The 19644-nt window shown below is 66.6% G+C and carries 18 protein-coding genes; 15 read left to right on the forward strand and 3 right to left on the reverse strand.

The window, feature by feature from the left end; translation table 11 throughout:
* Positions 1-7 precede the first annotated feature (7 nt).
* A complete protein-coding gene (locus tag ACILR9_RS27990) occupies positions 8-1501 on the reverse strand; it encodes a murein L,D-transpeptidase (protein ID WP_395713264.1) in 1494 nt (497 codons plus the stop codon).
* On the reverse strand, positions 1498-2433 hold the full coding sequence (locus tag ACILR9_RS27995; RefSeq protein ID WP_395713265.1) for a dienelactone hydrolase family protein: 936 nt from the start codon (positions 2431-2433) through the stop codon (positions 1498-1500). Before ACILR9_RS27995 ends, ACILR9_RS27990 begins: the two co-directional genes overlap by 4 nt.
* Before the next feature lie 466 nt (positions 2434-2899).
* Here ACILR9_RS27995 and ACILR9_RS28000 point away from each other — a divergent pair, with 466 nt between their 5' ends.
* The 9 genes from ACILR9_RS28000 (at position 2900) to ACILR9_RS28040 (ending at position 12379) form a co-directional block, all read left to right on the forward strand.
* On the forward strand, positions 2900-3910 hold the full coding sequence (locus tag ACILR9_RS28000) for an RluA family pseudouridine synthase (protein WP_395713266.1): 1011 nt from the start codon (positions 2900-2902) through the stop codon (positions 3908-3910).
* A gap of 37 nt (positions 3911-3947) precedes the next feature.
* Entirely contained in the window at positions 3948-5948 is a 2001-nt protein-coding gene (locus ACILR9_RS28005) for an AsmA family protein (RefSeq protein WP_395713267.1), read from the forward strand.
* 197 nt (positions 5949-6145) lie between these two features.
* Entirely contained in the window at positions 6146-7216 is a 1071-nt protein-coding gene (locus ACILR9_RS28010; protein ID WP_395713268.1) for a hypothetical protein, read from the forward strand.
* Positions 7217-7238: 22 nt separating this feature from the next.
* Positions 7239-7760 (forward strand): UGSC family (seleno)protein, encoded by a 522-nt coding sequence (locus ACILR9_RS28015; protein WP_395713269.1) that lies wholly within the window; start codon positions 7239-7241, stop codon positions 7758-7760.
* Positions 7761-7835: 75 nt separating this feature from the next.
* Entirely contained in the window at positions 7836-8642 is an 807-nt protein-coding gene (locus ACILR9_RS28020; RefSeq protein WP_395713270.1) for an IclR family transcriptional regulator, read from the forward strand.
* 146 nt (positions 8643-8788) lie between these two features.
* Complete coding sequence (locus ACILR9_RS28025; RefSeq protein WP_395713271.1) at positions 8789-9760, forward strand: ABC transporter substrate-binding protein; 972 nt, start codon at positions 8789-8791, stop codon at positions 9758-9760.
* 2 nt (positions 9761-9762) lie between these two features.
* On the forward strand, positions 9763-10272 hold the full coding sequence (locus ACILR9_RS28030) for a TRAP transporter small permease (protein WP_395713272.1): 510 nt from the start codon (positions 9763-9765) through the stop codon (positions 10270-10272).
* On the forward strand, positions 10272-11603 hold the full coding sequence (locus tag ACILR9_RS28035; protein ID WP_395713273.1) for a TRAP transporter large permease subunit: 1332 nt from the start codon (positions 10272-10274) through the stop codon (positions 11601-11603). The genes ACILR9_RS28030 and ACILR9_RS28035 overlap by 1 nt, the downstream gene beginning before the upstream one ends.
* Positions 11600-12379 (forward strand): 2-keto-4-pentenoate hydratase, encoded by a 780-nt coding sequence (locus ACILR9_RS28040; RefSeq protein WP_395713274.1) that lies wholly within the window; start codon positions 11600-11602, stop codon positions 12377-12379. Before ACILR9_RS28035 ends, ACILR9_RS28040 begins: the two co-directional genes overlap by 4 nt.
* Here the strand turns inward: ACILR9_RS28040 and ACILR9_RS28045 are convergent.
* Positions 12376-13023 carry a 2OG-Fe(II) oxygenase family protein gene (locus ACILR9_RS28045; RefSeq protein ID WP_395713275.1) on the reverse strand — a complete coding sequence of 216 codons (648 nt, stop codon included), beginning with the start codon at positions 13021-13023 and terminating at the stop codon, positions 12376-12378. The two genes, ACILR9_RS28040 and ACILR9_RS28045, sit on opposite strands and share 4 nt — an antisense overlap.
* Positions 13024-13250: 227 nt before the next feature.
* Between ACILR9_RS28045 and ACILR9_RS28050 the strand changes: the two genes are divergently transcribed.
* The 6 genes from ACILR9_RS28050 to ACILR9_RS28075 all read left to right on the forward strand — a co-directional run bounded on the left by ACILR9_RS28050 (position 13251) and on the right by ACILR9_RS28075 (position 19629).
* Complete coding sequence (locus tag ACILR9_RS28050) at positions 13251-13994, forward strand: glutathione S-transferase family protein (RefSeq protein WP_395713276.1); 744 nt, start codon at positions 13251-13253, stop codon at positions 13992-13994.
* Positions 13991-14707: an ATP12 family chaperone protein gene (locus ACILR9_RS28055; RefSeq protein WP_395713277.1), complete on the forward strand. Its 717-nt coding sequence runs from the start codon at positions 13991-13993 to the stop codon at positions 14705-14707. Before ACILR9_RS28050 ends, ACILR9_RS28055 begins: the two co-directional genes overlap by 4 nt.
* Before the next feature lie 2 nt (positions 14708-14709).
* Complete coding sequence (locus tag ACILR9_RS28060; protein ID WP_395713278.1) at positions 14710-15582, forward strand: phosphonopyruvate hydrolase; 873 nt, start codon at positions 14710-14712, stop codon at positions 15580-15582.
* Between the two features lie 153 nt (positions 15583-15735).
* Positions 15736-17268 carry an acyl-CoA carboxylase subunit beta gene (locus ACILR9_RS28065; RefSeq protein WP_395713279.1) on the forward strand — a complete coding sequence of 511 codons (1533 nt, stop codon included), beginning with the start codon at positions 15736-15738 and terminating at the stop codon, positions 17266-17268.
* 169 nt (positions 17269-17437) lie between these two features.
* Positions 17438-17656, forward strand: a complete 219-nt coding sequence (locus ACILR9_RS28070; RefSeq protein ID WP_395713280.1) for a hypothetical protein — start codon at positions 17438-17440, stop codon at positions 17654-17656.
* Positions 17657-17658: 2 nt separating this feature from the next.
* Positions 17659-19629, forward strand: coding sequence for an acetyl-CoA carboxylase biotin carboxylase subunit (locus tag ACILR9_RS28075; RefSeq protein ID WP_395713281.1), 1971 nt, complete (start codon positions 17659-17661; stop codon positions 19627-19629).
* Positions 19630-19644: the final 15 nt, after the last annotated feature.

Below are 19644 nucleotides of genomic sequence, written 5' to 3' on the forward strand. Positions count from 1 at the left end.
CGCTCGCTCAACTGCGCGGCTTGGCCATCTCGCGCACGACGCGGCGGTCGCGGCCGTAGATGTCGTCGCGGAAGACCGGCGTGCCGTCGGTGTTGGCCGTGACAGTGCGGTAGGTCACGTGGAGCACCACCGAGTCGGGGAACGCGTAGTGCGCCTGCTGGCCGCCATCGATCACTTGGCGGACGCGCTCCTTGCTGAAACCATTGCGGCCGTCGAACACCTTCTCGACGAAGTCGAGCGGGTTCTGCAGCCGGATGCAGCCGTGGCTGAAATTGCGGCTGCCCTCGGTGAACAGCCAACGGTTGGCCGTGTCGTGCATGTAGATCCCGTATCGATTGTTGAACGGGAAGAAGATGTAACCCAGCGCGTTGCCGGCCCCCGGATCCTGCCGGATGCGGTAGGGGAAGGCCTTGGGGCTGATCGAATTCCAGTCGACCGAAGCCGGATCGAGCTCGGTATTGTCCTGCCAGTTCTCGAAGATCTTGAAGCCGGCCGACTGCAGCGCATAGGGGTTGCGGCGCAGCATCGGCAGGTATTCCTCGCCGGAGATCGATTGCGGCACGGTCCAGTAGGGATTGGTCTGGAAGCCGCGCATCACCGACTGGATCTCCGGTGTCGGGTCCTTGGGCGTGCCGACGATCACCAGGCTCTGGAACACCGTCCTGCCGCCGTCGATGAACACCATCGAGTAGTCGCCGGCATTGACCAGCACGTAGCGGCTGCCGAGATCTTCCGGCAGCCAGCGCCGGCGCTCGAGGTTGGCGACGATCTGCTCGATGCGGTCGTCGATCGTGGTGTTGAGAGACTGCGTGGTCTTGGCGCCAATGACGCCGTCCACCGTCAGGCCTTTGGTCTCCTGGTACGCCTTGACGACCGCGACCAGCTTGTCGTCATACAGGTCAGGCGCCGGACCTGTCTCGGGCATCACCAGTTCGAGCTCGGCCAGGCGCTTGCGCAGCACTGGCACGCGCGGGTCGCTCATGCCGGGCTTCAGCAAACCACCGTCGGGCAGTAGCGTGAAGGCCGCCTTGGCGCGCTTGTCGCGCCACGTCGCGAGGGCCTTTTGCAGGGCCGGATAGTCGCCCTTGGGCGATAGGCTCGCGAGATAGGCGGAGAAATCGCTCGCGGCGGCGGCCTCCTTCAGGAGATCGGAACGCTCGACGCGGCGCTGCTGGATGTCGATATTGCCGTCGATGCGATTGGCGCGGACGCGACCGGTGGAAACGTCGCTGGCGTAGGTGACGAAGGCCGCCGTGAGAAGCGCCTCGGTCACGGCTGGATCGGCTCCCGGCAACAGCGCCTTCTCCACCTCGGAGACTCCGTACCAGCCGGGCTCCAGACCGTGCGCGGAGGCGCCGCGCAGCGCGGCGACCAAGGCCTCGGCGCGCACCCGGGCAGGATCCGATCCGACCCACAACGGCTCAGCGGCAAAGCTGGATATTGACCCGATGGCGCCGATCAGGAACGCCAGGAAACCCGCAAGAGAACGATATCGAGTCACACAACCAACATATCGCGTATCGGCGGAGTCGTCCATCGAGGGGCAAAGCCGGCGCTGTACAGAAAAGTGAGCAGATCCGCCGTCGCGCGCCGCTTCAATTCGGGTGTACCGCCGCCGGCACGGGCCCCTTTGGTCACGCAGTGCAGGCGCGCCCAGGCCTGGTAATCGGGCTCGCTGAGCGCCTCGCCGAGCGCCGGGATGAAATGCCGGCCGTCGTCCTCGATGAAGTTGCGGCAGCATGACCAGTTCTCGGCATCCTTGATGTCGAACACCGGCCCGATCGATTCCCAGCCGTGATGGGCGCTGCCGTAAACCTTGACCTTGATGCGGGCATTGCCGGCCGACCGCATGCGTTCGGCGTACTCGATGGCGAGCGGTGCCGGCGTGTAGTCGTCGTGCGCCGCCAGCATGAAGAATATCGGCAGGCCGTGGGTCGTTGCGTCGCGATGTTGTGCCGTGGCGCCTGGGCAGATTGCGACGTGGAGATCGAACAGATGAGGGAAGCCGTTACGCCAGCGCTGGCGGACGGCGATGGCGGTATTGAGCGTCGCCACACCGCCTTTCGAGACGCCCATCAGGCCTATGCGCTCGGGATCGATGCGCTGGTCGGCCCGCAACAAGGCAAGGGCGGCGAAGGCGTCTCCCTCCATCTGGGCCGCCGAGACCAGCGTCTGGTCGGCCACTGTCCGGCGAACGCCTCGGCCGGCGAAGCTGTCGACGATGAGCGCCGCGGTCCCGGCCTCGTTCAGGGCTTGGGCATAAAAGTGCTCGCGGTGGCGCTGGACGCCGGCGCTGCTCGTCAGGATCACCATGCATGGCGCCGGCCGCTCGCAGGGTTCGGGAAGAAACAGGCTCGCCGTCAGTCGTGCCGGACGGCATGCTGCCGGGTGGTCGAAGGTCAGGGTGTCGAACGACAGGGTCTCGGCGGACATGGAAGAGGCATGATAGGCCGCTGTTGCGCGAGGTTGGCAAGAAACATGAGCAAAGATCCCTGCCTCCTGAGCCCAGCAGCGCGAGGGACCCTTCTGCGACGCGTGGTCCAGTAGAGATGGAGGGCATTCGCATACGGACAAAGCGCCGTCATCCCGACCGGAGCCGAGCGAAGCAAGGCTCAGTGGAGGGACCTTATCTTGTCGCAGCACCAGCCAGAAAGGTCCCTTGACTGCGCCGCCCGGCGGGGGCTCCGCTCGAGAATGACGGCATTTTCTTCGGTCGGCGAAAGCCCGTGAAAAGAAATGCCCGGCGTCTGATCTTGGGGGCGCTCGAAGCGCTGACTCCTTCATCTCGAAACTATCCACCTTGACTTTCTGGTGGATTCCAATAGCGCGTGTCTGTCGAGACTCACGTCGAGATCGGCGGCATGAATCGCTTCTTCGGATGGCGCTGCGGTAGCGCTCGGTGGTGAAGGCACAGCACGCCTCTGCAAGTGATGCGGGCGCGGGTGGCGCTGTGCCGCGCGGCCGCGCGGTGACCGCCGACGAGGCTGGGCTGCGTCTCGATCGCTGGTTCCAGCGCCACTATCCGGACCTGGGCCATGGCGCCTTGCAAAAGCTGTTGCGCACCGGACAGGTCAGGGTCGACGGCAAGCGCGCCGAGGCGCGCGATCGGATCGAGCCTGGCCAGACGATTCGCGTACCGCCCGGCGTCCTCTCGGCCCCGCCGTCCAAGCCGACCGAGGTCGCCGGCGTGCCGGATCGCGACGCTGCCGAGATCCGGCGTCTGGTGATCCATCGCGACGATCATGTCATCGTCCTGAACAAGCCCCCCGGCTTGGCGGTGCAGGGTGGCACGGGGACCGAGCGCCACGTCGACGGCATGCTCGACGCGTTGCGCTTCGGCTTCGAGGAGCGGCCGCGCCTGGTTCATCGCCTCGACAAGGATACGTCCGGGTTGCTGCTGATCGCGCGTACCGGGCAGGCAGCCCGACGCTTGGGCGAGTCGTTCCGCGATCGCGAGACCGAGAAGCTCTACTGGGCCGTCGTCGTCGGCGTGCCTCCGCGCGCCGAGGGCACGATCGATCTGCCGCTCGCCAAGCGGCCGGGCGCGCGCGATCGCGAGCTGATGCAGGTCGATCACGAGGCTGGCCAGAAGGCGCTGACGCACTTCCGTGTCGTCGATCGGGCCGGCAAGCGCGCGGCGCTGCTCGCCTTATGGCCGCGCACCGGGCGCACCCATCAGCTGCGCGTGCATTGCGCGGCGATCGGCTGCCCGATTCTCGGCGATGGCAAATATGGCGGCGAGGAAGCACTGCTGGCCTCGGTTGCAGACGCCGGTCGCCTGCATCTGCATGCCCGTCGTCTCGCCTTGCCGCATCCGTCCGGCAAGGGCGAGCTGACGGTCGTCGCCGAGCTGCCGCCTCACTTCCGCCGCACCGTCGAGGCATTCGGCTTCTCGACAGACGGCGATTGAGCGAGAATCGGGTCGCATGCGCATTAACTGGAGGCGGTTGACCTGGATCCTCGCGGCGGTGATACCGATCGCAGCGATCGCCGGTGTCGCCTGGCTCGCCACCCGTGATCTGTCGCACTACCAGGCCCGCCTCGCCGATCAGGTCCGCAAGGCGACGGGCCGCGAGCTCGCGGCAAAGGTGCCGCTGTCGGTGCAGATTGGCACGGAGCCCGCCATGGTGGCCGAGGGCGTGACGCTCTCGAACGCGGCGTGGGGCACGCGGCCCGAGATGGTGCGCGTGCGCAAGCTCACCCTCTACTTCGATCCGTTCTCGCTGTTCCTGGGGGAGCTCAAGATCGGACGTCTCGTGCTCGAGGGCGCTGACATCCTGGTCGAGCAGAACGACATCGGCGACATCAACCTCGAGATGCTGCCGCCGCCCGACGGCTCGGGCCCGCATGCCGGCGAGAACCGCTCGCTGCGCCTGCGTGCGGCGCCGGTGTTCCCCTGGATCCCGACCGTCGAGCTGCGCGATTCGGTGCTGACGGTGGGCGAGGGGCCAGGTCGGCCGTCGGTGGTGCTCGAGGTCCCGCGGGCGTCGCTGCGCGCGCCGGCCGGCAACCAGCCGCTGCAGATCGACGCGCGTCTCGTGGCGCCGCAAGGCGCGCCGCTCGATCTGACCGGGACGGCCGGCACGTTCGACGGCTGGATGCGGAGCTTGCCTGGCAACATCGACGTGCAAGGCAGTTTTGGCGGCGGCAAGATTGCGATCAAGGGCGGCATCGGCGTCAAGGGCACCAACTTGCAGATCAACTCGGAGGGACCGGACGTTTCCGTGTTCGGACCCTATCTTCGTCTGCCGGTTCCGGCGGGCGGTCCCTACGCGCTGAACGCCAAGGCAGCCACCCAGCGCAGCTCCTTCAAGGTCGAGGTGGCGAGCTTGAAGGTCGCTTCGAGCGAGCTCTCTGGTGATGCCCTCTTCCGCATTGACCGTAAGGGGGTGGCGACCGTCGCGGTCAACGCTGACGTGAGCCGCCTCGACGTCAACGACCTGCGTGCAACCCCTGTCTCGCCGACACCTGCGAGCGGACCGACGCCGGCCCAGCCGCGCCTGGTCCCGACCATGCCGTTCTCGGCGACCTGGCTTGGCCGCTCGGCGCTGACGGTCTCGGCCCGGTTCGGCGAGATCAGCGGGCTCGGCAGCAGGGTGCAGAACGGCTCGGTGTCGCTGACATCGAGCGAATCGCGCTTCGCGCTGCGCGCCGCCGCCACGGTCGGGGCGGGCTCGGCCAGCTTCGATCTGGCGTACGATCCGACTGGAAGGATCGGCCAGGCGACGTTGACGGCCAATCTCACTCGGGTGCCGCTGGCCGACCTGTCGACCTTGCTCGGCCTGAACCTGGGATTGCAGGATGCGGTCGCCGACATCGACCTGCGTCTGCGCGGCGGCGGCCGCACCACTCGCGACGCCCTCAATACCGCCAACGGCTCGATTGATCTTGCCATCGCCAAGGGCGGCTGGCCGCGCGATCCCCTGGCCAGCTGGCCGTCGGATACACAGCGGCTGCTCGGCGGCAATGATCCGCGGGTGGCGTTCAATTGCATCGCCGGCCGCTTCGAGGTCACGTCGGGCGTGGCGTGGCTGAGGCGCCTGGTCGTCGATACCCCGCGCGCCACGATGGTCGGCGGCGGCTATGTCCAGCTGCGGTCGGAGGGTTGGGAATTCCTGCTCGTGCCCGAGGCGCGCGACCCCCAGTACGCGACCCTGGCGACGCCGCTGCGCCTGAAGGGCGGCAGCGGCAGGCCAACGGCGAGCATGCTCGACCCCAACGTCTCCAAGCTGATCCTTCCCGGAGGCACCGTACCCAGCCTGGTCTCTCAGGTGAACCTGGCGGCCCGCCAAGCCGGTGCCAATCCCTGCGCCGCCTTGGCGCCACGGGTCGATGGATTGCGACCGGGTCTCAGGGCGCAGCTGCCGGTGCCGACGCCGGAGCGTCAGCGCGCCGGCCGGCCACCGTCGCATACGCCGGCGCCGCAGCGCAGCCAGACGCGTCCGTGACGCCGGTGTACCAACCGACGACACTGGAATTCCCCCTGCGCAAGGCCCAGCTCGCACTGGTCCTTTTCCTTGTCTCCCCGGTGTTGACGACCTGGCGCTGGATTCGGCCTGGCGTGCCGGTCTCCTGAACGGGCTTTTATGCGTTGCCTGGACAATTCGGCGTCCCTAGTGTCGCCGAACTGATTGGGAGTTGCGCGATGGCTGGGGCTTCATCCCGCGTTCACGAGGTGTCGGACGACGTGCTGGCCGCCATCGACTATTGCTACGAGCAGGGCTGGACCGATGGGCTGCCGGTCGTGCCTCCGCAGGTCGATCGCGTGAAGGCGATGGCTGCCGCCGACCGCCGACCCCGGGACACGGTGATCACCACGCATCCGGCGACCGGATTGGAACTCTCGCTGCACGGCGCGGCAGTTAATGCCGTCATGGCGGGCTGCCTGCCGGAGCACTTCCCGGTGCTGGTGGCGGCGTTCGAGGCGATGGACCGGCCCGACTTCAATTTCCATGGCTCGACCGCGAGCACCGGCGGATCGGCACCGCTGCTGATCGTGAGCGGACCTTATGCCGACGAGATCGGCATGAACGCGGACGTCAACCTGTTCGGGCCGGGCAATCGCGCCAATGCCACGATCGGCCGCGCTGTGCGGCTGATCCTGCGCAACGTCTTCCAGATGCTGCCCGGCATCTCCGACAAGTCGACCCAGGGCAATCCGGGCAAGTACAGCTTTTGCATCGCCGAGCGGGCGCGCGGCAATCCGTGGCCGCTGCTGTGTGAATCGCAGGGCTATGCCAAGGGAGTATCGAGCGTAACCGCCTATGCCGGTGGCGGCTTCTGCAACGTCGAGAACCATGGCGGCAACACGCCCGAGCAGATCCTGGGCTCGGTGGCCGACGCCATGGCCAACTACGGCTGCATCACGCTGGGCCAGAGCGTCGTCATTCTGGCGCCCGAGCACCTGCACATCGTTGCGGCGGCCGGCTGGACGCGCGAGGACGCCCAGAAATTCCTGTTCGCCCAGGCCAAGCGCTCGGTCGAGGGCATGAAGGGCGTGGGCAAGTATCGCGACCGCGAGTACGACGCCCAGCACGGCGACAAGGCGCATGGGTTGACCGAAACCGGTTTCATCCATCGCGGCCTCCGGCCCGACGACATCCTGATCACCATGGGCGGTGGCGACGCCGGCGGCCATTCGTGCTTCATTCCGTCGTGGAGCCGCGGCCGCAGCTCGCTCATGCAGCACCACGCCATCTCGCCGATGGCGAAGTAAGCAGGAAGGGGACCTGATCCGAATGCAGCTCTACGCACCCACATCGACGGCGCCGAAGCGCAAGGCGGTGCGCGCCCCGGCGCTCACCACGCTCGACGGTGCCCGCATCGGCATCCTGGAGAACGGTAAGCTCAACGCCGAGGAGATGCTGCGCGAGGTCGCAGCGCTGTTCGTCGAGCGGCACGGCTGCACCGTGCGCATCCTGGGGTCGAAGGCCAACGCCAGCGCCCCGGCGCCGGCGCCGACCCTGGTGAAAGTGGCGCAGGACGTCGATTTCGTCATCACTGGCCTGGGCGATTGAGGCTCCTGCTCAACGTGCAGTCTGCACGACGGCATCAGCTTCGAACAGCTCGGCAAGCGGACGGTGGTGCTGTGCACCGAGCCGTTCGAGGTGACGGCACGGGCGATCGCCCGCGTCCTCGGCTTGCCCGATTATCCCTTTCTGAAGGTCCAGCACCCGATCGGCAGCTGCACTTTGCCCGAGCTCAAGGCCCGCGCCGAAGTGGCCTACCGTCAGGCGCTGCCCATCCTGCTGGAGGGGTGAGGCGACAAGGCTTCGCATCGCTGAGCGAGGCGCCCCACATTGACAGGATAATTCCAGCTATTGCAATTTTGGTCCATGGGACGGCTGTCGGCGATGCAGCGCAGGAGCGAGACCGAGTCCCTGGAGGGCAGGGAAGCCTATGCCGTTCAGGGGCTGGTGCGCGGCCTGTCGGTCCTGCGGGTGTTCCAGCCTGGCGAAAGTGCGCTCAGCAACGCCGAGATCGCAGCCCGCACCGGCCTGCCCCGGCCGACCGTCTCGCGCCTCACCCAGACCCTGACGGCCCTCGGCTATCTCGCCTACGTGCCGCGGCTCGGGCGCTACACGCTGGGAGCGGGCATCGCCTCGCTCTGCCATTCGCTGCTCGCCGGCATGCCGCATCGCATCGCCGCGCATCCGTTCCTGCGCCAGGTCGCCGAGGCCACGCAGCTGCCAGCCTCGCTCGGCGCGCGCGATCAGCTGCACATGATCAACATCGAGACGGTGCGCCACGACAAGGCGCCGCCGGCGCGCTTCGACCTCGGCGCGCGCATACCGCTCGCCACGACGGCGATGGGGCGGGCGTATCTGTTTGCCTTGCCTGAAGCCGAGCGCAACAGCCTGCTCGATCGGGTGCGCCACGACGCGGGGCGCGACTGGCGAACGCTCAAGGCGGGAATCGACCGCGCCTTCGACATGCTCGAGCGCCGCGGCTTCTGCGTGTCCGCCGGCGACTGGCGGGCCGACGTGGTCGGTGTCGGCGCGCCGGTCATCACCGCCGACGGCATGGTGATGGCCGTGAATTGCGGCGGCCCACCATTCGAGATTTCGTCGGAACGAGCCATGACGGAGGTCGGGCCGCGCGTCGCCCATGCTGCGGCAAGCATTTCGGGGAGTGCAGGGTGAACAGGGAGGGAGCGATGAATGTGTCGATCGAGTATCAAGGCCGGGAGCGCGCCACTCCGTGGCGCTCATGGCGATTGCGGACGTCCTGCCCGCTCATGAGACTCCTGAGCGGGCGAGACGCCCGCGGTCCGCATGAGCGCCACGGGGTGGCGCGCTCCCGGCGCATCATCATGGGAGCGGCGGTCGGTGCCGTATTGGCGCTGCCGGCGGCGGCGCAGGAAGTCGTCCTGAAGGGCGTCGCAGCGTTTCAGGAAGGCTCGATCTATGCGCAAAAATTCGAGCAGTACATCAAGGCGGTGAACGAGAAAGGCAAGGGCCAGATCCGCATCCAGTATCTCGGCGGCGCTCCCAAGGTCATGCCGCTGTTCGATGTCGGCAAGAACCTGAAGGACGGCGTCATCGACATCGTCACGACCTCGAGCGCCTACTACGGCAACGTGCTGCCCGAGGCCGAGGCAATGAAGCTGATCGAAGTGCCGATGGCGGAACTGCGCAGCAACGGTGGGCTCGCCTTCCTCAACAAGCTGCATGTCGACAAGGCGAACACGGAGTTCCTGGCGCGCTTCTACAACTACGAAAGGGCGCACATCTTCCTCAACAAGGAAATCGCCAAGCCCGATTTCAGCGGGCTCAAGATCCGGGTCACGCCGATGTACCGGCCGATGGTCGAGAAGCTCGGCGGGACCGGCATCAACTCGACGCCGCCCGAGGTCTACACCATGCTCGAGCGCAACACGGTCGACGGCTACGGCTGGGCGACCCGCGGCATCTTCGACTATTCGTGGCAGAAGGTGACCAAGTTCCGCGTCGATCCGGGCTTCTACCGGCCCGACATCACGTTGCTGGCGAACCACGATACCTGGGCCAAGAAGCTGAACGACGCCCAGCGCAAGCTGCTGCTCGACCTCGCGCTCGAGATCGAGAACAGCACCGCCGATGTCGGGCTGATCGAGGCCGAGCTCAAGAAGCAGACCGACGCCGGCATCAAGACCATCAAGTTCTCCGAGGCCGACGAGCAGCGCTACGTCAAGGAGGCGCGCGAGGCGGGCTGGGACGTCGTCAAGAAGATCAGCCCCGACAACGCCGCGAAGCTCCGCCAGTACTTCGTCAAGGAATAGGCGTGCTCGTCTTTTTCGAGCGGCTGCTCGATTTCTTCTGCAGCCTGTTCGGCATCGTGCTCGGGGCGATCGTTGCGCTGATCTGTCTCGACGTCGCCTTGCGTGATCTGACGCTGGGCTCGCTGCCATGGTTGATCGAGCTCTCCGAATACCTGATGTATGCGGGCACGTTCCTGGCGGCACCGTTCGTGCTGCGCCAGGGCAATCACGTGCGAGTCGACATGCTGCTCGTGGCCCTGCCCAAGCGGCTGGCGATCCGGCTGGAGCAGTTTGTCGATCTGATGGGGCTCGCCATCAGCTTGGTGCTGCTCTACTACGGCGGCGCCGTCGTGATCGACGCCTGGCGCAGCAACATGGTCGCCTACAAGACGTGGTACGTGCCGGAGTGGCTGCTCTATCTCGCCATTCCGACCAGCGCGCTCCTCCTGGCGATCGAGTTCGTGCTGCGCTTCCTGCGCGTCAAGGGCGTGGTCAAGGACGAGTACAGCGTCGCCGATCGGGCGTCCCTCTGATGGCTTGGCCCGCCGCCCTGACCCTGATGTTCGGCCTGGTCTGCCTCGCCATGCTGATCGGCCTGCCCGTCGCCTTCGCGTTCTTCCTGACCAACATCGTCGGCTCGGTAATCTTCCTCGGCGGCGAGAACGGCATCATGTCGTTCGTGCGCGGCTCGATGGCGTCGATCGCCAACTTCAACTTGGCGCCGGTGCCGCTGTTCCTGGTGATGGGCGACATCCTGCTGCGCACCGGCATGGCGTTCCGTGCCATCAATGCCATCGATCGTCTGATCCTGCGCGTGCCCGGACGCCTCTCGGTGGTGGCGGTGAGTGGCGGCACGATCTTCTCTGCGCTGTCGGGGTCGACCATCGCCACCACGGCGATGCTCGGCCAGTCATTGCTGCCCGAGATGCTGCGGCGCGGCTATCACCCGTCGATGGCGATGGGACCGATCATGGCGATCGGCGGTGTCGACATGCTGATTCCGCCGTCGGCGCTCACCGTGCTGCTGGCGACGCTGGCAAGCGGCGTCAGCCGAGACAAGGTTTCGGTCACCGAGCTGCTGGTCGCCGGCATTGTGCCCGGCCTGATCATGAGCGCCTGTTTCCTGGTGTGGATCGTCGTGCGCTGCTGGATGCGGCCGGACCTGGCGCCACGCGAGGCGCCGCAGGCGCTCGGCCTCGGCGAACGCTGGCGACCCTTCTTCGTCGATGTCGTCCCGCTGTCGTTCATCTTCGTCGTGGTAATGGGCAGCATGTTCGCCGGCTGGGCCTCGCCGACCGACTCGGCGGCGCTGGGCTGCCTGGCGACCGTGCTGCTGGCGCTGGCCTACCGGGCGCTCACCTGGAAGATCCTGTTCGACAGCCTCAAGAGCACGGCGGTGGTGACGACGATGATCTTCTTCATCATCGCCGCCTCGACGACTTTCTCACAAATTCTTGCCTTCTCCGGCGCTACGGATGGCGCGCTGGCGGAGATCGCCAAGTATGAGATGACGCCGCTGATCGCCGTGTTCACCATGATTGCGGTGCTGCTCGTGCTGGGCTGCTTCATGGATCAGATCAGCATGATGCTGCTCACCTTCCCGTTCTTCATGCCGCTTGCCAACGCGCTGAACCTCGACCTGGTGTGGCTGGGCGTGATCCTGCTGATCTCCTTGCAGATCGGCTTGCTGACGCCGCCGTTCGGACTGCTTCTGTTCGTCATGAAGGGCGTGGCGCCGCCGGAGATCACCATGCGCCAGGTGTGGGCCGCCGCCACGCCCTATACCCTGATCGTGTTCGGCGTGCTGATGCTGGTCGTTTTCGTGCCTTCGGTGGCGACGGTGCTGACGGGAGCCATGCGATGAGGGACGATCTGGAGCAGGCTGCCAATCGGCTGGTGGCGGCGCGACGCAACCACAAGCCAACGCCGGGCCTCCCGGAGGTCAAGAGCTTCAACGACGCCTACGCAGTGCAGGCGGCCTTCCGTGCCAAATGGGCCGACACCGTTGTCGGCCACAAGGTCGGCTGCTCGTCCGAGCAGTCGCAGCGACTGGTCAATTCGCCGGGTCCGATCGCCGGCAGCCTGTTCCGCACCTCACTGTGGCAGGCGCCCGCAATGCTCGATCCGGCGCAGTTCTTCGTCGCGGGTGTCGAGGCCGAGTTCGGCTTCCGGCTGGGCGCCGATCTGCCGCCCCGATCCACGGCCTATGGTCGCGAGGAGGTGAGCGCCGCGGTCGAGGCCCTCGTGCCGGTCATCGAGGTCTGCGACACGCGGCTGGCCGACTGGCGCACGCGTCCGATCGAGGAGATCACGGCCGACAACGCCTTCAATGGCGGTCTGGTCGCCGGCCAGCCGTTGCGGGATTGGCGCCGGCTCGACCTCGTCACCCACGAGGTCACGCTGTCGATCGACGGCGATCGCAAAGGGGCAGGGACGGGCGCCCTGGTGCTCGGCCATCCGCTGCTGGCGCTGACCTGGCTGGCCAATGAGCTGTCGCGTCGTGACGAGGGTCTGCGTGCCGGCGATCTGGTCGCTGCCGGCACCTGCACGGGCCTGCATTTCGCCCACCCCGGCAGCACGGTCGTCGCCGAGTTTGGTGCCCTTCTGGGCCAGGTTACGATCCGTTTCGGCGCGATCTAGACGGTAAGGTTGAAGGCGATCGAAATGCGCGTGGCGGCGCCATGATAGGGGCGTACCTGGTGCATGAGCCAGGACGGGAACATCACCAGGCGGCCAGCCTTGGGCCGCACGCGCGCGGTGGCGCCGGCCTCGAGACCGCCGGGCATGGCGGCGGCGAGATGCGGCGCAAACATGGCCGGCAAGGGGCCGCGCGGATCCATGAATTCGAGCTCACCGCCAAGCGACTCGTCGTCGGCGATGCCGCCGTCGTCGACATAGTAGACGCCCGACCAGAAGGCGCCCGGATGTGAGTGGAATTCGTTGCCGTGGCCGCTGCGATTGACGTTTGCCCACATGTTGGCGGTCCAGGTCACCACGTAGCCGGGGTGAGGGCCGGTGCCGACGTTGCCCTTGCGATCCGTCGTCACGCGATTGGCAAGGTTGCGACCGATCGCCAGGAGCTTGATCGCCGGGACGCCGCCCCAGCGGTCCATGTCCCAGCTCGACTGCCAGCCGCCCAGATTGGAATGCTGGGTGGTGGGTTGAGTTTGTTCACGCTGCTCGATCACCCGGCGGAGATCGACGTTGAGCGCTGCTGCCTCCGGGACTTCGTACGTAACGAGCGGGGTGGCGAACAGCGGTACGATCTCGTGCGCATTACTCATATGAAGCCAGATTAGTCAGCACAGCCGCCAAGCAATATATCCGATACGGCAGAGGTGCTATGTGACCGCGCCTCATGCAGCTCGCTTTTCGCAGCGAGATCGGCGCGGCAAAAGGAGTGCCGTCTTGAATCTTCGCAGCAGATGATCACAACCATGTGAAGATAGGATGGTGATCGGCGCCGCCTGGCGACAGGCTAAGGGAAACCGCGAGACGCACGAGGACTGCAATGCTCACGCTTTATCATGGCTGGCGATCGAGCGCTTCACGGCGTGTGCGGCTCTGCCTGGCCGAGAAGGGGCTCGCGTTCGAGAGCCGGATCATCGATCTCACCAAGATGGAGCATCATTCGCCGGCCTTCCTGAAGCTCAATCCAAACGGCGTCATCCCGCTGCTCATCCTGGAGGACGGACGGTCGCTCTACGAAAGCGGCACGATCTGCGAATGGCTCGACGAGACTTATCCGGAGCCGCCGTTGCGGCCGGTCGATCCGTACAATCGTGCCGTCATGCGCAACTGGATCCGCCACGTCGACGGCCTGATCGGCAACCTGATCGTCTTCAACTGGGCGCACTCGATGGCCAAGGTTGCGCAGCAATGGTCCGATGCCGAGCTGGCCGAGAAGCTCGCCAGGGTGCCGAGCCGCGAACGGCGCGAGGCCTGGCTCAGGACGGCGCGCCGGCCCTATACCGACGACGAACGCGCCGAGGCGCGCGGGCGGCTGGTGAGCGGGCTGCTCGACCGCATGGAGGAGACCTTGGGACAAACGCCGTGGCTTGCTGGCGACCGATACTCGCTTGCCGACATTGGCGCCGTGCCGTTCGTCAAGCGCCTCGACGAGGAGATCGCGCCGGACGAGATGGCCAGCACACGACGTCCCAAGGTCGCTGCCTGGTGGGCCTCGATCCAGGCACGGCCGGCCTTCCACGTGGCGCGCATCGAGCCGTTCAATGCGCAAGCAGGGCAGGGATGAAGCGCTTCTACAAGGAAACGGCGGTCGAGCAGACCGAGGACGGCCACCGCGTGCTGCTCGATGGCAAGCCGATGCGGACACCGGCGAAAGCGGTCCTGGTGGTGCCGACGCGTACACTCGCCGAGGCGATTGCCGGTGAATGGGGCGACGTTCCGGAGAAAGCCGACATCGGGGTATCGCATCTGCCGCTGACAAGGCTGGCGGCCACCGGTCTCGATCGAGTGACGCGCCAGCGTGACCAGGTGATCGCGGACACCGCAAAGTATGCCGAGTCCGATCTTCTCTGCTACCGCGCCATTGATCCGCCGAGCCTGGTCGAGCGCCAGCGTTCGCTCTGGCAACCGCTGCTCGACTGGTCGGCGAGCCGCTACGGTGCGCCGCTCGTGGTCGTCGACGGCACGAGTTTCGTCACTCAGCCCGCGCAGTCGGTTGCCAGTTTGCGCGCCGCCGTGGCGGCGCATTCCGATCTGGCGCTGTCGGCGCTTTACAACCTGACGCACATCGCAGGCTCGCTGGTGATCGCGCTTGCCGTCGCCGAAGGGCGGTTGACGGCGGAGCAAGCTTTCGACGCGGCCCAGCTCGACGAGCTCTACCAGATCGAGCGCTGGGGCGAGGATCCAATTGCGGCCGAGCGGCACGCCGGTATCCGCCGTGACCTTGCGGCCGGCGCCCGCTTTCTCGCCTATCTGGAAGATCAACGGTTGAAGGGATGAGCATGTCGGCTGGCAGCAAACTGCGCGAAACATTGGCCCGCTCCGGGCTGGTCGAGGCGATGGCGGCGCACAGCCCGCTTTCTGCGATGCTGGCGGCCGAAGCAGGCTTCGACGCCATCTGGGCCTCGGGCTTCGAGCTTTCGGCGATGTACGGCGTACCCGACGTCAGCGTCGTGTCGATGACCCAGCATCTCGACATGACACGCGCCATGGTCGATCGCAGCGGCCTGCCGGTGGTGGCCGACATCGATACCGGCTTCGGCAACGCCATCAACGTGCTCTACGCGATCGAGCAGTACGAGCGGGCGGGCGCCGCCGCCATCGTCATGGAGGACAAGAGCTTTCCCAAGGTCACCAGCCTGATCGCCGGCGGCCGCCAGGACATGGTCCGCATCGAGGAATTCCAGGGCAAGATCGAAGCGGCGCGCGCCGCCCGGCGCGATCCTTCCTTCGTGATCGTGGCCCGGACCGAAGCGTTGATCGCGGGGCTCGGCCAGGACGAGGCCTTGAAGAGGGCGCGCGCCTACGAGGCGGCCGGCGCCGACATGATCCTGGTCCATTCCAAGCAGAAGACGCCCGACGAGATCGAGGCCTTCGCCCGGGCGTGGGACGGCAAGGCGCCGCTCGCCTTGGTGCCGACGGCCTACCCGCAGATGACGGTGGCCAGGGTGCGCGCACTCGGCAAGGTCGGCCTGCTGATCTGGGGCAACCACGCCATCCGGGCGAGCGTCGGGGCGATGCGCGAGACCTTTGCCCGGATCCGCCGCGACGGCGGTATCCACAGCGTGGAGGCGAGCATCGCCAGTGTGGACGACGTCTTCGACCTGCAAGGCATGGGCCGGGTCAAGGACGACGAAAAGCGCTTCCTGAGGTGACGGACCGGGAGCCCGCTCTGTTTTCATTCTCCTCCCCAGCGAAGCTGGGGAGGAGAATGACAGCGTCGCGGAAATGAGCCTCCCTGGCGGCGCCGTCGAGACTGGACGCCGCGCTGCCAATGTCCCAAAACGGTCACGAAGCCGGAGAGTGCAATGCAGCATTTGTTGGAAGAGCTGGAGCGCAGGCGCCTTGCCGCGCGCCAGGGCGGAGGCAAGCGCCGCGTCGAGGCGCAGCACGCCAAGGGCAAGCTGACCGCCCGCGAGCGCATCGATGCCCTGCTCGACCCCGGCTCGTTCGAGGAGTTCGACATGTTCGTCGAGCACCGCTCCATCGATTTCGGCATGGAGAACCAGAAAATTCCCGGCGATGGCGTGGTGACCGGCCACGGCACGATCAACGGCCGGCCGGTCTACGTGTTCAGCCAGGATTTCACCGTGTTCGGCGGTGCGCTGTCAGCCATGCATGCTGCAAAGATCTGCAAGGTCATGGACATGGCCATGAAGGTCGGCGCGCCGGTCCTCGGCCTGAACGATTCGGGCGGCGCACGCATCCAGGAGGGCGTCGATTCGCTGGCCGGCTACGCCGACGTGTTCCAGCGCAACGTCATGGCCTCGGGTGTGATCCCGCAGATCTCGATGGTCATGGGGCCGTGCGCTGGCGGCGCGGTCTACTCGCCGGCCATGACCGACTTCATCTTCATGGTGAAGGACAGCTCTTACATGTTCGTGACTGGCCCCGATGTGGTGAAGACGGTGACCCACGAGTCGGTGACCCAGGAGGAGCTGGGCGGCGCGCTGACGCACACGCAGAAATCGGGCATCGCCGACCTCGCCTTCGAGAACGACGTCGAGGCGCTGCTGCAGCTCCGCCGCTTCGTCGACTTCCTGCCGGCGAGCAACCGCGAGAAAGTACCGGTGCGGCCGACGCTCGATCCGGCCGACCGCGACGACGCCTCGCTCGACACGCTGGTGCCGGACAATCCCAATAAGCCGTACGACATCAAGGAGCTCATCCTGAAGGTCGTCGACGAGGGCGATTTCTTCGAGCTGTCGCCGGAATGGGCCGGCAATATCGTGGTCGGCTTCGGCCGCATGGCCGGCCAGACGGTAGGCTTCGTTGCCAACCAGCCGATGGTGCTGGCAGGCTGCCTCGACATCGACAGCGCGCGCAAGGGCGCCCGCTTCGTTCGCTTCTGCGACGCCTTCAACATCCCGATCGTCACCTTCGTCGACGTGCCGGGCTTCCTGCCGGGCACGGCCCAGGAGTACGGCGCCATCATCAAGCACGGCGCCAAGCTGCTCTACGCCTATGCCGAGGCGACCGTGCCCAAGGTGACGGTGATCACGCGCAAGGCCTATGGCGGTGCCTACGACGTCATGGCGTCCAAGCACCTGCGCGGCGACGTCAACTACGCTTGGCCGGGGGCCGAGATCGCGGTGATGGGCGCCAAGGGCGCGGTCGAGATCATCTTCCGGTCCGACATCGGCGATGCCACGGCGATAGCCAAGCGCACCGAGGAATACCGCCAGAAGTTCGCCAACCCGTTCGTCGCCGCCAACCGCGGCTTCATCGACGACGTGATCATGCCGCACGGCACGCGTCGCCGCGTCTGCCGGGCGCTGAAGATGCTCGAGAACAAGAAGCTGGAAAATCCCTGGCGCAAGCACGGCAACATCCCGCTGTGAGGGCCGTGGATCGTCATCGCCTCTTCCATTCTCCTCCCCAGCTTCGCTGGGGAGGTGTCCGCGTAATCGCGGACGGAGGGGTCATGGGCCTCAGTCCCGCTGCTCATGACCCCTCCGCCCCGTATGACGGGGCACCTCCCCAGCGGAGCTGGGGAGGAGTGAAAATCTCGTGACCCTGTCCCCCGAAGAGCGGATGCGGCGCGCCCGGCCGGTGCGGCTGCATCTCATCGTGGCGCTGTTCACGCTGCTCGTCCTGATTGCCGTCAATGCCCTGTTCAGCAGCCGCTACCCATGGTGGCTGTGGGTGCTGACGGCGTGGCTTCCCCTGATCGTCGCCCACACCGCCTGGTCCAAGGGCTTGTTCGACCGCACCAAGAAGGAACCGTAAGCATGGCTGCCAAGAAGCCGCCCTTCGACAAGATCCTGATCGCCAATCGCGGCGAGATCGCCTGTCGCGTCATGCGCACCTGCAAGCGGCTCGGCATCAAGACCGTGGCGGTCTACTCGGAGGCCGACGCCGACGCCCTGCATGTGCGCACTGCCGACGAGGCGGTGCTGATCGGCCCGCCGCCCTCGACCCAGTCCTACCTGCTGGTCGACCGCATCGTCGAGGCTTGCAAGAAGACCGGCGCCCAGGCGGTCCATCCGGGTTACGGCTTCCTGTCGGAGAAGCAGGAGTTCCAGGAGGCGCTGGCCAAGGCCGGCATCGTGTTCATCGGGCCCGATGCGCATGCGATCCACGCCATGGGCGACAAGATCGAATCCAAGAAGCTCGCGCTGGCGGCCGGCGTCAGCACCGTGCCGGGCTACCTGCACGCCATCCCCAATGCCGAGGAGGCGGTGAAGATCGCCCGCGAGGTCGGCTATCCGGTGATGATCAAGGCGTCGGCCGGCGGCGGCGGCAAGGGCATGCGAATTGCCTACAATGACGAGGAGACGCGAGAGGGATTCGGCTCGGCCACCAACGAGGCCAAGGCGTCGTTCGCCGACGACCGCGTGTTCATCGAGAAGTACGTCGAGGAGCCGCGCCACATCGAGATCCAGCTGATCGCCGACGGCCACGGCAACTGTCTCTATCTCTGGGAGCGCGAGTGCTCGATCCAGCGCCGCCATCAGAAGGTGATCGAGGAGGCGCCGAGCCCGTTCCTCGACGCGACGACGCGCAAGGCGATGGGCGAGGAGGCGGTCGCGCTCGCCAAGGCGGTGCAATACAAGAGCGCCGGCACGGTCGAGTTCATCGTCGACAAGAACCGCAAGTTCTACTTCCTCGAGATGAACACGCGCCTGCAGGTCGAGCATCCGGTGACCGAGCTGATCACCGGCCTCGATCTCGTGGAGCTGATGATACGGGTTGCCGCCGGGGAGAAGCTGCCGCTCACCCAGGAGGAACTCAAGCTCGACGGTTGGGCGGTCGAGGCTCGGCTTTACGCCGAGGATCCGTTCCGCAACTTCCTGCCCTCGACGGGCCGCCTGGTGAAGTATCGCGAGCCCGTCGCCGGGCCCGACGTGCGCGTCGACACGGGCGTGTTCGAGGGCGGCGAGATCTCGATGTTCTACGATCCGATGATCGCCAAGCTCTGCACCTACGGCAAGACGCGCATCGATGCGATCGAGCGCATGCGACGGGCGCTCGACGAGTTCTACGTGCGCGGCGTCTCGCACAACGTGCCGTTCCTGGCCGCGCTGATGGCCCATCCGCGCTTCCGCGAGGGCAGGCTCACCACCAACTTCATCGCCGAGGAGTTCCGTGGAGGTTTCACCGCGGCCCATCTGCCGCCGCGTGATCCGGCGATGCTGGCCGCGGTTGCCGCTGTGGTCGACCGCATCAAGTCGGAGCGCATCGGCACGCTGCAGGACAAGCGGGTGGTCATGCTGAATCGCGAGCCGGTGGCGCTCGAGGTGACGAGCTCGCAGAAGGGCTATGCGGTCACGGTGGGTAAGCGCAAGCTCAAGGTCGAGACCTTCTGGGCGCCCGGCGAGCCGCTGTTCCACGCCAAGATCGATGGACAGGCGGTGGCCGTGCAGGTCGATGCGGTCGGATCGGGCTGGCGCCTGATCAGCGAGGGCGGCCAGGCAGAGGCGCTGGTGCTGACCCCGCGCCAGGCCGAGCTCTACGCCCTGATGCCGGTCAAGGCCGCCCCCGACACCTCGAAGTTCCTGCTCTCGCCGATGCCCGGCCTGCTGTCCTCGATCGCGGTCACGGAGGGGCAGGATGTCAAGGCGGGCGAGGCGCTGGCGGTCGTCGAAGCGATGAAGATGGAGAACGTCCTGCGCGCCGCCCGCGACGGTACGGTCAGGACGTTGCACGCCAAGCCCGGCGACAGCCTGCGCGTCGACCAGAAGATCATCGAGTTCGCGTAGACCGGGAGCGCTCTA

This window comes from Reyranella sp. (assembly GCF_044224635.1).
Taxonomy (GTDB): Bacteria; Pseudomonadota; Alphaproteobacteria; order Reyranellales; family Reyranellaceae; genus Reyranella.

Excerpts from the sequence above, each read along its gene's own strand:
- ACILR9_RS28065 (WP_395713279.1), top strand. The coding sequence starts at position 15,736 with ATGCAGCATTTGTTGGAAGAGCTGGAGCGCAGGCGCCTTGCCGCGCGC.
- ACILR9_RS28075 (WP_395713281.1), top strand. The coding sequence starts at position 17,659 with ATGGCTGCCAAGAAGCCGCCCTTCGACAAGATCCTGATCGCCAATCGC.
- ACILR9_RS28010 (WP_395713268.1), top strand. The coding sequence starts at position 6,146 with ATGGCTGGGGCTTCATCCCGCGTTCACGAGGTGTCGGACGACGTGCTG.
- ACILR9_RS28020 (WP_395713270.1), top strand. The coding sequence starts at position 7,836 with ATGGGACGGCTGTCGGCGATGCAGCGCAGGAGCGAGACCGAGTCCCTG.
- ACILR9_RS28055 (WP_395713277.1), top strand. The coding sequence starts at position 13,991 with ATGAAGCGCTTCTACAAGGAAACGGCGGTCGAGCAGACCGAGGACGGC.
- ACILR9_RS28035 (WP_395713273.1), top strand. The coding sequence starts at position 10,272 with ATGGCTTGGCCCGCCGCCCTGACCCTGATGTTCGGCCTGGTCTGCCTC.
- ACILR9_RS28045 (WP_395713275.1), bottom strand. The coding sequence starts at position 13,023 with ATGAGTAATGCGCACGAGATCGTACCGCTGTTCGCCACCCCGCTCGTT.
- ACILR9_RS27995 (WP_395713265.1), bottom strand. The coding sequence starts at position 2,433 with ATGTCCGCCGAGACCCTGTCGTTCGACACCCTGACCTTCGACCACCCG.
- ACILR9_RS28050 (WP_395713276.1), top strand. The coding sequence starts at position 13,251 with ATGCTCACGCTTTATCATGGCTGGCGATCGAGCGCTTCACGGCGTGTG.
- ACILR9_RS28060 (WP_395713278.1), top strand. The coding sequence starts at position 14,710 with ATGTCGGCTGGCAGCAAACTGCGCGAAACATTGGCCCGCTCCGGGCTG.
- ACILR9_RS28040 (WP_395713274.1), top strand. The coding sequence starts at position 11,600 with ATGAGGGACGATCTGGAGCAGGCTGCCAATCGGCTGGTGGCGGCGCGA.